Here is a 14,835-nt window from a genome sequence, read left to right on the forward strand (position 1 = left end):
GAGAGTATTTTCCCCGCGATTGTGGTATAATCAGAAAGAATGTTAAAAAGAAAAAGGAGCAGAAACGAAATGAAACGTATTGCTGTTTTAACCAGTGGAGGGGACGCCCCCGGAATGAACGCTGCTATTCGGGCGGTTGTCCGTGAAGCGATTTCGCAAGGGATGGAAGTCTACGGAATTTACGATGGTTATGCTGGAATGGTTGCTGGTGATATCCATCAGTTGGACGGGGCTTCTGTCGGAAACATCATTTCTCGTGGTGGGACCTTCTTGCACTCCGCTCGCTATCCTGAATTTGCCCAACTTGAGGGACAACTCAAAGGGATTGAACAGTTGAAAAAACATGGGATTGAAGGGGTCGTCGTGATTGGTGGAGACGGTTCTTACCATGGAGCGATGCGCTTGACCGAGCATGGCTTCCCAGCAGTCGGCGTTCCTGGAACCATCGATAACGATATCGTTGGAACAGACTTTACCATTGGTTTTGATACAGCTGTAACGACAGCCATGGAGGCGATTGATAAGATTCGCGATACCTCCCTTAGCCACCGTCGGACCTTCGTTATCGAAGTAATGGGCCGCAATGCCGGTGATATTGCTCTTTGGGCGGGGATTGCTTCAGGGGCAGATGAAATCATCGTTCCAGAAGAAGGCTTTGAGATTGAGGACATCGTTAAGAATATCAAGCTGGGCTATGAGCGTGGAAAACGCCACAATATCATCGTTTTGGCTGAAGGAGTGATGTCAGCGCGTGAATTTGCTGAAAAGCTTAAGAATGCTGGAGACGAAACCGATCTGCGGATTACCGATTTAGGTCACGTTCAGCGCGGAGGTTCTCCAACCGCTCGTGACCGGGTACTGGCTTCTCGTATGGGGGCTCACGCTGTCAAGTTGCTCAAGGAAGGTCGCGGTGGTTTGGCCGTTGGTATCCGCAATGAGCAAATGGTGGAAAACCCAATCCTGGGTACAGCAGAAGAAGGAGCCCTATTTGGCTTGACTGATGACGGTAAGATTGTGGTTAACAATCCCCATGTAGCTGACCTAGACTTGGCTCAGTTGAACAGAGAACTTTCGTAATATTTATTAGTTAATTATAGTGGTCATAAAAGACCAGAATAGAAAAAAGGAGTTTCATAAGAAATGAACAAACGCGTTAAAATCGTTGCAACTTTAGGTCCTGCTGTCGAAATTCGTGGCGGTAAAAAATTTGGAGATGACGGCTACTGGGGTGAAAGACTGGATGTAGAAGCATCTGCTCAAAACATTGCCAAGCTAATCGAAGCTGGTGCCAACACCTTCCGTTTCAACTTCTCACATGGAGACCACCAAGAGCAAGGTGAGCGTATGGCTACCGTTAAGCGGGCCGAAGAAATCGCAGGTCAAAGAGTTGGTTTCCTCTTGGATACCAAGGGACCAGAAATCCGGACTGAATTGTTTGAAGGTGACGCTAAAGAGTATTCTTACAAGACTGGTGAAAAGATTCGTGTAGCGACCAAGCAAGGAATCCAGTCTAGCCGCGAATTGATTGCTCTTAACGTTGCTGGTGGTTTGGACATCTTTGATGATGTAGAAGTAGGTCGCCAAATCCTGATTGACGATGGTAAACTTGGTTTGCGTGTAACTGCTAAGGATGCAGCTAGTCGTGAATTTGAAGTCGAAGTAGAAAACGACGGAATCATCGCTAAGCAAAAGGGTGTGAATATCCCTAATACTAAGATTCCTTTCCCAGCACTTGCTGAGCGTGACAATGACGATATTCGTTTTGGTTTGGAACAAGGAATTAACTTTATCGCTATCTCCTTTGTTCGGACAGCTAAAGATGTCAACGAAGTTCGTTCAATCTGTGAAGAAACTGGCAACGGACATGTGAAATTGTTTGCGAAAATCGAAAACCAACAAGGTATTGATAACTTGGATGAAATCATCGAAGCAGCTGACGGTATCATGATTGCGCGTGGTGACATGGGTATCGAAGTACCATTTGAAATGGTTCCAGTTTACCAAAAAATGATTATCACTAAGGTTAATGCGGCTGGTAAAGTGGTTATCACTGCAACCAACATGCTTGAAACCATGACTGAAAAGCCAAGAGCAACCCGTTCAGAAGTATCTGACGTCTTTAATGCGGTTATCGACGGTACAGACGCAACCATGCTTTCAGGTGAGTCAGCTAACGGTAAATACCCACTTGAGTCTGTTACTACTATGGCAACAATTGACAAGAACGCTCAAACTCTCTTGAACGAATATGGTCGTCTCAACTCTGATAACTTTGCTCGTTCAAACAAGACAGAGGTTGTGGCTTCAGCTGTGAAAGATGCTACTCGCTCAATGGATATCAAATTGGTGGTTACCATTACTGAATCAGGTAATACAGCACGTTTGATTTCTAAATACCGTCCAGATGCAGACATCTTGGCTGTAACCTTCGATGAGTTGGTACAACGTTCCTTGATGCTTAACTGGGGTGTCATTCCAGTTATTACTGAAAAACCAGGTACAACAGATGACATGTTTGAAGTGGCTGAAAAGGTTGCCCTCGAGTCAGGTTTAGTTGAATCAGGAGACAACATCGTAATCGTGGCTGGTGTACCAGTCGGAACTGGTGGAACTAACACTATGCGTATCCGCACCGTTCGTTAATCAGGCTCTCTGTCAACTCTAGCAGATGGCGAAAAGTTAAATGAAGGACAGGACCAATCTGGTCCTGTCCTTTTGGATTTTAAATAAGCTGAGCTAGTGGTCCAGAAGCATTAGTTTTCTATTCTTTCTGGCTTTGTAAGTCTTGTTAAGTTATAAGCTTGAGCAAAACATCAGCCTTAATCTAGCTTTTTCTAGTCCTCTTTCTCATTTTGACCTATTTTGTTTATTTACTAAAAAATGGTATAATAGAATAAAAGTAGCCGGCCTTCGTTTCAGAGTATTGCGTTTGGCAATAGCGATGAAGCAGTCTGCGAACGGGCCTTGTATCTTATAATTGAATTCGGGCTTCAGCGAGGAGAATTCGCTAACGAGATAGTAGTGACTTCAAGATGCAGTAGACATCTGCTTGTAGGCGGCGCTAATGCCCTCATATCTTATGAAATTGAACATGCCCTAAAAACTTCGGAAATTAGAGAGGTAGCTGTTTTGGCTTTAGCCAATTACAGCTAAGACTACCTTTAGGTGCAAACCTTCCTAGAAGCTGAGGCTTCTTCATCAGGTTTCCTAAATTTCTCTCGTTTTTCGACATTTTACAAGCAAAACGATATTTTTTGCTTGTAAAATTAGTGCAGGCTGTAGAAAGGGCACATTAGTGACTTTCGTTTCAGAGAATTGCGTTTGGCAATAGCGATGAAGCAGTCTGCGAACGGGCCTTGTATCTTATAATTGAATTCGGGCTTCAGCGAGGAGAATTCGCTAACGAGATAGTAGTGACTTCAAGATGCAGTAGACATCTGCTTGTAGGCGGCGCTAATGCCCTCATATCTTATGAAATTGAACATGCCCTAAAAACTTCGGAAATTAGACAAACCTTCCTAGAAGCTGAGGCTTCTTCGTCAGGTTTCCTAAATTTCTCTCGTTTTCTTAACGGGCCTTGTATCTTATGAAAGAGTGTTTAGATGGTAAAGAGAGATTTAATTCGTAATTTATTGATTTTAGGGCTGGTTTGTCTGGTCTTGATTCTTCTTCGTTGTTTTGTGTTTACTCCTTATCGGGTTAGGATGGTAGATGCCAATTCCTACCTTAATCAGGGGGATTTAGTTCTGGCTACGAGGACGGATTCTGTTGAGCGGGACGACTTGGTCCTGTATGAAGTTGACGGAAAAGATTACACTGGTCGGGTGATTGCCAAGGCCAAGGATTCTGTCACCTATATGGACGATGTCTTGTATCTAAATAATAAAATCAAAACAGAGGGCTATTTGACCGGTCTCAAAGAGCGTTATCTGACAAGTGCTGATAGTAGCGGTTATTTTACCCATGATTTCACCCTGCAAACCCTGACTGAAAGTGAGGAAAATCAGGTTGCCACTGACTCCTACCTCATCTTAAATGATAATCGGCAGGATGAAAATGATAGTCGTAAATTTGGTTTGATTCCAAGTAAGCAGGTCAAGGGAGTGATTGCCTTTCGTCTATTGCCACTCAAGAAATTTGGTTTTCTTGAGACCAAGTAGTTTTGCTTAAAAGAGCATCTTCTTGGATAGACGATTAGCAGGAGTGTTACCTCCTTTATAGAAAAAGAACAGGAAGGCCAAGTGACTCGCCTCCCGAGGTTAGACAAGAAGAGTCTAACCTTGGGGGCTAATCAAAGCCTCAATCCTGTTCTTTTTTTGTAATTTGGTGATAAATATTTTGCCAGTTTTCATGTCGACGCCAGATGCTAGAATGGCGGGCACCAGCTAGGTCATAGGTGATAAGCTTGGTTTTTTGACTGATTGAAATCAGTTCAAAGTTTTCAAAGTGGTTGTTTCCTTGGCTGGTCTGCTTTAGAAAGGCTTCTTTTTTGCTGACTTGGCCGGTCTGACTGATAAAGGTAAAGTCATCAGCCAGTAATTTTTCGTAGTCGGGAATTTCAGATAGGATGATTTTCTCGTATTTGTAGAGTTTTTGGTAGATGTTTTCTGCTTGTTCGTCTTCGGGCAGGGGGGCTGGCTCTACATGGATATCAATATCAAAGACGCCAAACTTGCTTTTAAGAAGTTCCTCGACCTGCTCAGTTATATCGTGACTTTCATAGACAGATAAATCTGGATGCATCTCCAGAATCAAATCCAGATAGATATTGCTACCATAGGTGCGCCCGCGCTGGGATTTGACGGCCTTAACCTTGGGAATTTGGAGAATAGCCTCTTGGTAGCTGGCCAACAATTTTTCATCAAAACCGTCTGACAGGCTAAAGGAGCTTTCCATGAAAATCTCATAGGCTGTTTTTAGGATAAAGAGGGTGATGATGATGGCCATAATCTTATCGACAATGGAGAAGTTCAGGGCGCTGGCCAAAATAGCGATACTGGTCCCTAGAGAGGTCACAGCGTCTGACAAGTTGTCCTTGGCTGCGGCATCAAGCGCCTTGGACTGGACTCTCTTGGCTAGATTTTTATTGTAGATATAAACCCCCAGCATAATGATGGCTGACAGTAAACCGACAAGGGCTCCCAAGGGGTCAATGGGCTCTTCCTTATTAGAAATGATTTTTTGTAGGGTGTCAATTAAAACATCAAAACCGACAAAAAACATGATGAAGGAGGTAATGAGGCTGGCCAAATCCTCAATTTTCCAGTGGCCAAAGCGGTGGTCCTTGTCAGCGGGCTTTCGGGCCATTCTGAGTCCGATAAGGACTGCTAGATTGGCCACAATATCAGAAACATTGTTAAAACCGTCGGCTACCAAACTGGAGGAGTTTAGTAAGGAGCCCATGATAATCTTGCTGCTGGATAGGACGATATAGACAGCGATGGCTAAAATGGCTCCGCGTTCAGCTAGTTTGAGATTATTAGCAGGGTTGCGCATGGTAGCTCCTCTCTGGTAGTCTTTTTCATGATTATAACAAGTTTTCTAAGACTTTTCAAACAGAGGCCCTCTTTCGGCTTCTTTTTGCTCTTTCTACTAAGAATTTTGCCCTAAAAATCTGAATTATGGTAGAATAGAGAGGATTGAAAATTAGAATTTAATACAAAGTAGAAGTAGGAGAAGTGATGAATCCTTTAGTAAAAGGCATGAATGACCGGCAGGCTGAGGCTGTTGAGACAACAGAAGGCCCCCTCTTGATTATGGCTGGGGCAGGGTCTGGTAAGACCCGGGTCTTGACCCACCGGATTGCCTATTTGATTGATGAAAAAATGGTCAACCCTTGGAATATCCTGGCCATTACCTTTACCAATAAGGCCGCACGGGAGATGAAGGAGCGGGCAGCCCTCTTAAACCCGGCGACCGAGGATTGCTTGATTGCGACCTTTCACTCCATGTGTGTGCGGATTTTAAGGCGGGAAGCTGATCATATCGGCTATAATCGCAATTTCACCATTTTGGATCCTGGAGAACAGCGGACCTTGATGAAGCGAATTCTTAAAAGTCTGAATCTCGATCCCAAGAAGTGGAATGAGCGGTCTATCTTGGGGACCATTTCCAATGCCAAAAATGACTTGATTGATGAAGTGGCTTACACTAAGCTAGCTGGAGATGTTTATAGTCAGGTGGTTGCCCAGTGCTATACGGCCTATCAGAAGGAATTGCGCCAGTCGGAGGCTATGGACTTTGATGACTTGATTATGCTGACTTTGCGCCTTTTTGATAGCAATCCAGATGTGTTGACTTATTACCAGCAGCGCTATCAATACATCCATGTGGATGAGTATCAAGATACCAACCATGCCCAGTACCAGCTAGTTAAGCTTCTGGCCTCTCGTTTTAAAAACATCTGTGTGGTAGGGGATGCTGACCAGTCTATTTATGGCTGGCGGGGGGCGGATATGCAAAATATCCTGGACTTTGAAAAGGACTATCCTACTGCCAAGCTGGTCTTGCTGGAGGAGAATTACCGGTCGACCAAGAAAATTCTTCAAGCAGCCAATGATGTCATTAGCAATAATCGCAATCGGCGGCCTAAGAAACTGTGGACCCAAAACCAGGAAGGGCAAGAAATTATCTATTATCGGGCCGAAGATGAACAGGCCGAAGCCTTCTTTGTTGCTCGAAAGATTGATGAATTGCTATCTCAAGGAAGATACAAATACCAAGATTTTGCGGTGCTTTATCGGACCAATGCCCAGTCGCGGACCATTGAAGAAGCCCTGCTCAAATCCAATATCCCCTATGCCATGGTGGGAGGGACCAAGTTTTACAGCCGTAAGGAAATCAGGGATTTGATTGCCTACTTGAACCTCATAGCTAATCCTCGGGATAATATTAGCTTTGAGCGGGTTATCAATGAGCCCAAGAGAGGGATAGGACCTGGAACGGTTGAAAAATTAAGAACTTTTGCAACAGAGCAGGGCCTCTCGCTTCTAGAAGCGGCTGAAAATCTTCTTTTTTCATCAATTAAGGGTAAGGCGGCCCAGGCCTTGATTAATTTTGCCCAGCTTATTCTGTCCTGGCGGGAGTCCTTGGATAGGCTCCCCCTGACAGAGCTAGTCGAGCAAGTTCTGGATAAGACGGGCTATTCTGAGGCCCTACAAATCCAAAATACCTTGGAAAGTCAGGCCCGTTTAGAAAATATCCAGGAATTTCTCTCTGTTACTAAAAACTTTGATGAGAAGGTAGAAGAGGGAGAGGAAGAAAGTGGCCTGGACAAGCTGAGTCGTTTTCTCAACGACTTGGCCCTGGTGGCTGATACGGATGACGGGGACCAGGTGAATAGCCAGGTGACCTTGATGACCCTCCATGCAGCCAAGGGCTTGGAGTTTCCAGTGGTCTTTATCATCGGAATGGAGGAGAATGTCTTTCCTTTAAGCCGAGCTACAGAAGATGATGACCAGCTAGAAGAAGAGCGCCGCTTGGCCTATGTAGGGATTACTCGGGCCGAAGAGGTTCTCTTTTTGACCAATGCCAATTCGCGTTTGCTCTACGGGAAGACCAATTTCAACCGTCCAACTCGCTTTTTGACGGAGATTTCCTCGGATTTGCTGGCTTACCAAGGCCAGGCCAGGCCGGCAAATAGTGCTTTTAAGGTGACTTATGCTAATAGCAGCACCCAGCAGTTTGGGCAAGGAATGAGCTTGCAAGAGGCGCTTCAGGAGCGCAAGCGAGAGGCACGGCCAACTTCTTTTTCCTCAAGTCAATTGCCTTTTGGCAAGCAAGCCAACAGCGAGAGCCCAGCAGTCACTTGGTCCATTGGTGATCTGGCCCAGCATAAGAAATGGGGCCAGGGGACGGTGCTTGAGGTGTCGGGCACAGGCGACAAGCAGGAGCTGAAAATCAATTTCCCAGAAATTGGACTGAAAAAGGTGCTCGCTAGTTTTTTAAGACCGATTGAAGATAAATAAAAAAGGAAACTATTCCCAATCTGCTTGATTTGTGAATAGTTTTTACTTTTACTTGACATTGACATTATCAGAAATTATAATATAAATAGGAAGTTGATAACTATGTTATCGACCGAAAGGAAGGGAGCCCATGGAAGTCGAACAAGACAAGATTAGACAAGATATTTTAGCTAGTGCACGCTTAGAATTCACCAAATTCAGTTATCGTGGGGCATCTGTCAGAAGGATCTGCCAGCAGGCGGGTGTGACGACAGGGGCACTCTACAAGCGCTTTAAGGGCAAGGAAGATTTATTTTTCGCTCTTATTCAGCCGACTTTGGATACTTTTGCGACCGTAGCAGCCGAAAAAAAGGAAGAATACGATAGACTGCTAGCTGAGGATGAATTATATAAACTTCGTGGCTATAATATTGAGGATACTCGAGCAGCCATGGAGCTATTCTTTAATCATAAGGAAGATATGCAGTTGCTCTTGTTTAAATCGGAGGGGACAAGCCGAATGAATTTCCAAAAGGAAACGACCCGCTATGACGTCGAGGAGACTTATGGTTATTTGCTGAAGGCTCATCAGGCTGGAAAAACCAAGTATCTGTTGGAGAAAAAGTATTTGGAATCAGCCCTAGAGACTTACTATACCGCCTTTTTCAAACCCTTGGCTCAGGATTGGACCAAGGAGGAAGCAATGAAATATTGTGACTATCTAACTATGCTTTTTGACTGGCCAAAATTTTTTGGTCTTATAGAGGAGGAAAGAAATGGTTGACAGAAAGAAAAAATCGCTTTTGTCGTGGATTTTAGAGTTTATCAGGCCTCATAAATTTTACTTTGTGGCTAGCTTGATTTTCGCTTTTGCCTCGGTCATTAGCGGTTTTTTGCCATATTTTTTCATTGGAAATATCATTAGCCAACTGCTAGCTGGCAATCAAGACTGGAATTTTTATCTGGGAATGAGTCTATGGATAGGTCTATGCTGGCTGGGCTACTGGGGTTTTCATGCTCTTTCAACTGCCCTGTCCCACAAGGCCACCTTTGCTATTTTGGCGGAGATGCGCTATCATTTGACCGAAAAGATGGCCAAGTTGCCTTTAGGAGAGGTCCTGAATCAATCGTCAGGTAGTTATAAAAATATCATTGTTGAGCGGGTAGATGCGACAGAGACTACCCTGGCCCACCTGATTCCAGAGTTTACCTCTAACCTACTAGGCCCTCTGGTTGTTCTAATCGCTATGCTAATGATTGACTGGCGCTTGACCCTCCTGTCTCTTTTGACAATTCCGATAGCTATCCTAGCCTATGCTAATATGATGCGTAAGAGTCAAGGGGACTTTGAAAATACGGTGGAAAAGACCAAGGTCCTCAATGATACAGCTGTAGAGTATATCAATGGGATTGAGGTCATCAAGGTTTTTGGTAAGGAAAAATTTTCTTATGATAAGTTTGTTCAAGCAGCCAAGGCTGGAGCAGACTGTTTTATCGACTGGATGCGCAAGTGCCAGTTGGAAATGGCCCTTTTAACAGCGGTCCTGCCAGCTAACCTCTTGTTTTTATTGCCAACTGGGGGCTTTTTTTACCTAAGGGGCTGGATTTCTGCTAACAATTTAATCTTGCTGATTATCCTATCCCTTAGTCTCTTAACTCCTTTAATCCTAGTGGCCAGCTATATGGATGACTTACGCAAGATTGCTAGCACTTTTGGCCAGATTATCTCTATCCTAGAAAAGGCGGATTTGCAGCGGCCGGAATATTTGCAAGAAGAAATCGAGGATTCTAGTCTGGTGATGGAGGAGGTATCATTTGGCTATCAAGAGGATGAGGAAGTTCTTCACCAGCTCTCACTAGAGATTAGGCCGGGTGAAGTTACGGCCTTGGTCGGTCCTTCAGGCAGTGGCAAGTCTACTATTGCCAAACTCCTGGCCTCCTTCTGGGATGTTGACAAGGGGGCTATTTACCTAGGCGGGGTCAATGTCAAGCAGATACCTCTGGACTATTATAGCCAGCACATCGCCTATGTCACCCAGGACAACTACCTCTTTGATGAAAGCATTATGGAAAATATTCGCTTGGGTAAGCCCCAGGCTAGTGATGAAGAGGTCATAGAGATTGCTCGTAAGTGTGGTTGCTATGACTTTATTATGCAGCTGGAAAAGGGCTTTGATACCCTGGTCGGCCCAGCAGGTGGTCGCTTGTCAGGCGGGGAACGTCAGCGGATTGCCATTGCCAGAGCCATGCTCAAGGACGCTCCCATCATCATTCTGGATGAGGCAACTGCCTATACCGATCCGGAAAATGAGGCCAAAATTCAGGCTAGTCTAGCTCGCTTAGTCCAAGGAAAGACCTTGATTGTCATTGCCCACCGTCTATCAACCATTGTGACGGCTGATCAGATTGCAGTTATCAAGGATGGTCAGCTAGAAGCTTGTGGCAAGCACCAGGAACTATTGGCTAGCTGCCCTCTCTATCATGCTATGTGGCAGGCCCATATAGCAGTTAAAGATGGAGAATCTAATCTAGAAGGAGGTCTGGCCCATGCTTGACACCTTGAGACGTTTCTTTAACTTTTGTGACTTAAAAGAAAGAAAACAATTTTATTTATCTGTTTACCTAGGGGTCTTAAAAGCCTTTGTTATCGCCTTTCGGATTCCAGCGATTGGGCTTTTAGTCATGGCCCTGCTGGAAAAAAATATGAGCCTAGGCACTCTTGGTCTGATTCTGGCCATCATGCTAGCCTCCATTGTTTTAAATATTTTCCTAACCTTGAAAATTACCATGTTGCAGACCGAGGCAGGCTATCGGACTTGTGCTCAGAAGCGGATTGAGATTGCCGAGCATCTCCGCTATCTGCCCATGGGCTACTTTAATCAAGCCAGTCTGGGTAAGATTACCAGTGTAACAACCAATACCTTGGAGGCCTTGTCTGATGTGGCAACCAGGGTGGTTATGATTACGAGTCAGGGCTTTCTGACCGCCGCTATCATTACCCTTTTTGTCCTCCTTTATGACTGGCGAATCGGCCTCTTTCTAGTGCTGGGTCTCTTGCTCTTTCTTTTGCCCAATAGTCTCATGCGTAAGCAAGTAGCTCCTATCATTGACAAAAAGCACAAAGCAGATGAGGACTTAGTTGGGCGAATACTTGAGTATAGCCAGGGGATTGCTGAGGTCAAAAACTATAATATGGTCCAGTCCTCGGCCAAAAAACTTTCCCACTCGATTGACACCAAGCAAAGAGTGGATACCAAGACGACTCTGGTTACAGTACCCTATATCGCAAGCCAAGGAATTGTTACCAAGCTGACTGGCCTAGGCATGTCTTGCTTGTCCATCTACTTTTACCTAGATGGCAGCATGAATCTGCTGGTTTGTATCATGATGCTGATTAGCTCCTTTATGGTCTATGAAAGTCTGGATGGTGTCGGTAGTTTTTCTTCCCTTTTACGGGCGGTAGACCTATCGGTTGCCATGGTTGAGGAAATCTTGGCCATCCAACCCATGGATATTGAGGGAGAAGAGATGGAACCTAGCCATTATGCTCTGCAACTCAATCATGTTGACTTTTCTTATGAGCAGAAAAAAATTATTGACGATGTCAGCTTGACCATTCCTGAAAAAACGACAACCGCTCTTATTGGTCCCTCAGGTAGCGGTAAAACTACCCTCTGCAATCTCATGGCCCGTTTTTGGGATGTGGACCAAGGCAGTATTTATCTGGGAGACCGGAATGTGAAAGATTATAGCTATGATAGCTTGATTCGCAATTTTAGCTTTGTCTTTCAACATGTCTACCTCTTTGAAGATAGTATTGAGAACAATATTAAGTTTGGTAAGCCTGGTGCCAGCCATGAGGAAGTAGTGGCTGCGGCTAAAAAGGCAGCCTGCCATGACTTTATTATGAGCCTACCAGAAGCCTACGAGACCAAGATTGGTGAAGGTGGAGCCAGCCTTTCGGGTGGGGAAAAACAACGCCTATCCATTGCTCGGGCCATTATTAAGGACGCTCCGATTATTATTTTGGACGAGGCCACAGCCAATGTTGATCCAGAAAACGAAGAAGCCCTAATGCAGGCTATTGAGGCCCTAACCCATGATAAGACCATTATTATGATTGCCCATCGCCTCAAGACCGTCCAAAATGCCGATCAAATCGTGGTCTTGGATCAAGGACGCATCGTTCAACAAGGTCGGCACCAGGAACTTCTAGCCCAAGACGGCATCTATAGCCGTTTTATCCAAGAACGTCGCAGTGCTACCAGTTGGAAATTAGGACAAGAAGAAAATCAACCGATTTAAGCAACTTCAAAAGCAAGCACTAGTAGAGGCGCTTGCTTTTTTGAGTTGTGGGAATGTGGTATAATGGGGGAGGATAAGTTTTATATAAGGGGATTAAAAAATGAATGAATTTGAAGTTTATTTACCTTTGGTAAAAGATTTGAACATAGATATTTTCTCAAAAGATTTATATAATTATGATTTTTCATCATACTCTCTAAGTTCACTACAAAAAGCAGCAATTTTATCAGTGAATAATAAGATAACTGAGAGTATATATTCTTATATGGGAAAAGCTGGTTTATTAGATAAATTGGTAAATAATAATGGAAAGGAGAAAAAAGAATATGTTGCAAAATTATCAGAATATGCACAAGCAAAATTAAATTCAGGAGAGTGGCAATTTGGTATAAAGAAAAAGACAGGTGAAGCATATGCTGTTCTAAAAGATGTATCCACTGGAAAATTTCAAAGTTCTATTACTCTTGAAGAAAGACTTGTAAATAATTTAGGCTCATCATTAGAATTATCGGCAATCCAAGGACAACTAGCTACAATAGTTGAACGATTAGATGAATTGAATCGTTCAGTAGAAAGAGTTGAGCAAGGGCAGTATAATGATAGATATGCAGTTTTTTTTAGCGCGCGTCAGATGATTATTGAGGGGTTAACAACTTCTGATAAATCTTTACGAGAGCAGTTGCTTTTTTCGGTAATCAAAACAAATAATGATACAATCGCTAAGTTGATGTTAGCTGTCTATCATGATAGTATAAACTTTGTTAACCCAAAGACAGAAAAGAAAGAAGCAGACAGAATAAATATTTTTCTTCAACAATCAATGACTTATTTAAACTTGTCTGTTCAATTGAATGTTATTGCTTATACAATTTTAGGGGAAAAACAGCCTATCATGGCATGCCTTGCTAATTACAATGCTTTCATTCAACAAACATTACTAAAGGAAATTGGGAAAAACAAAAAATCAATAGCATGGAAGATTGACAATGCAAGTAAAGGAGATAGCGGAAATGTTTTAAAATTAACAGAAGATATATCGGAAAAGATTAGTAATCTACTGGAGACTAATAAATTACAAGGGATAGAAGGAGAAGATTATGAAAAACTTGGAAATAAAAAAATGCAAATGGCCTAAATGTCAGAAAGAAGTATATGATGAAAAGATGTTGTTTTGTGGAGAACATGAAAAAATTGGAAAATCTTGGTTAAAAAAAGGCGTAAAAAGTGTTGTTGGAGTAGTAGGTGCGGGTATACTATATCAAATAAAGAAAAAGAATTAACGAGGTAGCCCATGAACGAAATTAAATGCCCCCATTGTGGGACGATTTTTACGGTAAATGAAACGCAGTACAGCGAGCTTTTAGCGCAGGTGCGCACCAGTGAGTTTGAGAGTGAAATCCATGCCCGCTTGGAGCAGGAGTTGGCTTTGGCTCAGCAAAAGGCAGCCAACGAGCAACAGGCCTTGCTTGCTGAAAAATCACAGGAAATTGCGGATTTGCAGCACCAGATTGAAGCCTTTGCGACCGAGAAAGAATTGCTCAAAAAAGAGGTGGAGCAAGACTTGGCGCAACGCTTGCTGGATAAGGATAAGGAAGTGCAAAAGCTGGAAAACCAGCTTGAGACCCTCCGTTTGGAACATGAAAATCAACTGCAAAAATCGCTGGCTTCTCTTGAAAAGGAGCGGGATGAGGCTAAAAATCAGCTCCGTTTGCAGTCGACCGAAAATGAGCTGTCCTTGTCCTCGGTCAAGCAAAATTATGAGGCCCAGCTGAAAGCCGCTAATGAGCAGGTAGAGTTTTACAAGAATTTTAAGGCCCAGCAATCAACCAAGGCTATCGGTGAGAGCTTGGAGCAATACGCCGAGAGCGAGTTCAACAAGGTACGTTCCTATGCCTTTCCCCGCGCTTATTTTGGCAAGGATAATGAGGTGTCGAGCGCTTCGGGCTCCAAGGGAGATTTTATTTTCCGTGAGCTTGATGAAAATGGTGTTGAAATCATTTCCATTATGTTTGAGATGAAAAATGAGGCCGATACAACCAAGACCAAGCATAAAAACAGTGATTTCTATAAGGAATTGGACAAGGACCGGCGCGAGAAGAAATGTGAATACGCTGTGCTTGTTACCATGTTGGAAGCTGACAACGACTACTTTAACACGGGGATTGTGGATGTCAGCCATGAATACCAAAAGATGTATGTTGTCCGGCCCCAGTTCTTTATCCAGCTGATTGGACTTTTACGAAATGCAGCCCTTAACTCGCTTAAATACAAGCAGGAACTGGCCCTGGTTAGGGAGCAAAATATTGATATTACCCATTTTGAGGAAGATTTAGAGACCTTCAAGGTCGCCTTTGCCAAAAATTACAATTCAGCCAGCACCAACTTTGGCAAAGCGATTGATGAGATTGACAAGGCAATCAAGCGGATGGAAGCGGTCAAGTCGGCCCTGCTCACCAGTGAAAATCAGCTGCGTCTGGCCAATAACAAGCTGGACGATGTCTCCGTTAAAAAACTGACCCGCAAAAACCCAACCATGAAAAAGAAGTTTGAGGCCTTGAAGGGGGAGTAGGAAGCTCTTAATTGC

At 43.7% G+C, this 14,835-nt stretch carries 11 protein-coding genes; 10 read left to right on the forward strand and 1 reads right to left on the reverse strand.

Annotated elements, in window-relative coordinates; translation table 11 throughout:
- Window positions 1–69 precede the first annotated feature (69 nt).
- The 3 genes from pfkA to lepB all read left to right on the forward strand — a co-directional run bounded on the left by pfkA (window position 70) and on the right by lepB (window position 4,160).
- Window positions 70–1,077, forward strand: coding sequence for a 6-phosphofructokinase (gene pfkA / locus C4K46_RS03880; protein WP_209627565.1), 1,008 nt, complete (start codon window positions 70–72; stop codon window positions 1,075–1,077).
- Between the two features lie 63 nt (window positions 1,078–1,140).
- Window positions 1,141–2,643 (forward strand): pyruvate kinase, encoded by a 1,503-nt coding sequence (pyk, locus tag C4K46_RS03885; protein ID WP_209627566.1) that lies wholly within the window; start codon window positions 1,141–1,143, stop codon window positions 2,641–2,643.
- A 959-nt stretch (window positions 2,644–3,602) separates the two neighbouring features.
- A complete protein-coding gene (lepB, locus tag C4K46_RS03890; RefSeq protein ID WP_209627567.1) occupies window positions 3,603–4,160 on the forward strand; it encodes a signal peptidase I in 558 nt (185 codons plus the stop codon).
- Window positions 4,161–4,299: 139 nt separating this feature from the next.
- Here the strand turns inward: lepB and C4K46_RS03895 are convergent, their stop codons facing one another.
- Entirely contained in the window at window positions 4,300–5,496 is a 1,197-nt protein-coding gene (locus tag C4K46_RS03895) for a cation diffusion facilitator family transporter (protein WP_209627568.1), read from the reverse strand.
- A gap of 185 nt (window positions 5,497–5,681) precedes the next feature.
- Here C4K46_RS03895 and pcrA point away from each other — a divergent pair, with 185 nt between their 5' ends.
- From pcrA to C4K46_RS03930, 7 genes are all read left to right on the forward strand, one after another.
- Window positions 5,682–7,967 carry a DNA helicase PcrA gene (pcrA, locus tag C4K46_RS03900; RefSeq protein ID WP_209627569.1) on the forward strand — a complete coding sequence of 762 codons (2,286 nt, stop codon included), beginning with the start codon at window positions 5,682–5,684 and terminating at the stop codon, window positions 7,965–7,967.
- Window positions 7,968–8,097: 130 nt separating this feature from the next.
- Window positions 8,098–8,730, forward strand: a complete 633-nt coding sequence (locus C4K46_RS03905) for a TetR/AcrR family transcriptional regulator (RefSeq protein WP_209627570.1) — start codon at window positions 8,098–8,100, stop codon at window positions 8,728–8,730.
- Window positions 8,723–10,501, forward strand: coding sequence for an ABC transporter ATP-binding protein (locus tag C4K46_RS03910; RefSeq protein ID WP_209627571.1), 1,779 nt, complete (start codon window positions 8,723–8,725; stop codon window positions 10,499–10,501). Before C4K46_RS03905 ends, C4K46_RS03910 begins: the two co-directional genes overlap by 8 nt.
- Window positions 10,494–12,251: an ABC transporter ATP-binding protein gene (locus tag C4K46_RS03915; RefSeq protein WP_209627572.1), complete on the forward strand. Its 1,758-nt coding sequence runs from the start codon at window positions 10,494–10,496 to the stop codon at window positions 12,249–12,251. The genes C4K46_RS03910 and C4K46_RS03915 overlap by 8 nt, the downstream gene beginning before the upstream one ends.
- A gap of 100 nt (window positions 12,252–12,351) precedes the next feature.
- A complete protein-coding gene (locus tag C4K46_RS03920) occupies window positions 12,352–13,386 on the forward strand; it encodes a hypothetical protein (protein ID WP_209627573.1) in 1,035 nt (344 codons plus the stop codon).
- The gene (locus C4K46_RS03925; protein WP_209627574.1) at window positions 13,349–13,531 is read left to right on the forward strand and encodes a hypothetical protein; all 183 of its coding nucleotides are present in this window, start codon (window positions 13,349–13,351) and stop codon (window positions 13,529–13,531) included. The genes C4K46_RS03920 and C4K46_RS03925 overlap by 38 nt, the downstream gene beginning before the upstream one ends.
- An 11-nt stretch (window positions 13,532–13,542) precedes the next feature.
- The gene (locus C4K46_RS03930; RefSeq protein WP_209627575.1) at window positions 13,543–14,820 is read left to right on the forward strand and encodes a DUF2130 domain-containing protein; all 1,278 of its coding nucleotides are present in this window, start codon (window positions 13,543–13,545) and stop codon (window positions 14,818–14,820) included.
- Window positions 14,821–14,835 lie beyond the last annotated feature (15 nt).

It is taken from the genome of Streptococcus oricebi (genome assembly GCF_017883985.1).
Taxonomy (GTDB): Bacteria; Bacillota; Bacilli; order Lactobacillales; family Streptococcaceae; genus Streptococcus; species Streptococcus oricebi.

Excerpts from the sequence above, each read along its gene's own strand:
- pfkA (WP_209627565.1), top strand. The coding sequence starts at position 70 with ATGAAACGTATTGCTGTTTTAACCAGTGGAGGGGACGCCCCCGGAATG.
- pyk (WP_209627566.1), top strand. The coding sequence starts at position 1,141 with ATGAACAAACGCGTTAAAATCGTTGCAACTTTAGGTCCTGCTGTCGAA.
- lepB (WP_209627567.1), top strand. The coding sequence starts at position 3,603 with ATGGTAAAGAGAGATTTAATTCGTAATTTATTGATTTTAGGGCTGGTT.
- C4K46_RS03895 (WP_209627568.1), bottom strand. The coding sequence starts at position 5,496 with ATGCGCAACCCTGCTAATAATCTCAAACTAGCTGAACGCGGAGCCATT.
- pcrA (WP_209627569.1), top strand. The coding sequence starts at position 5,682 with ATGAATCCTTTAGTAAAAGGCATGAATGACCGGCAGGCTGAGGCTGTT.
- C4K46_RS03905 (WP_209627570.1), top strand. The coding sequence starts at position 8,098 with ATGGAAGTCGAACAAGACAAGATTAGACAAGATATTTTAGCTAGTGCA.
- C4K46_RS03910 (WP_209627571.1), top strand. The coding sequence starts at position 8,723 with ATGGTTGACAGAAAGAAAAAATCGCTTTTGTCGTGGATTTTAGAGTTT.
- C4K46_RS03915 (WP_209627572.1), top strand. The coding sequence starts at position 10,494 with ATGCTTGACACCTTGAGACGTTTCTTTAACTTTTGTGACTTAAAAGAA.
- C4K46_RS03920 (WP_209627573.1), top strand. The coding sequence starts at position 12,352 with ATGAATGAATTTGAAGTTTATTTACCTTTGGTAAAAGATTTGAACATA.
- C4K46_RS03925 (WP_209627574.1), top strand. The coding sequence starts at position 13,349 with ATGAAAAACTTGGAAATAAAAAAATGCAAATGGCCTAAATGTCAGAAA.
- C4K46_RS03930 (WP_209627575.1), top strand. The coding sequence starts at position 13,543 with ATGAACGAAATTAAATGCCCCCATTGTGGGACGATTTTTACGGTAAAT.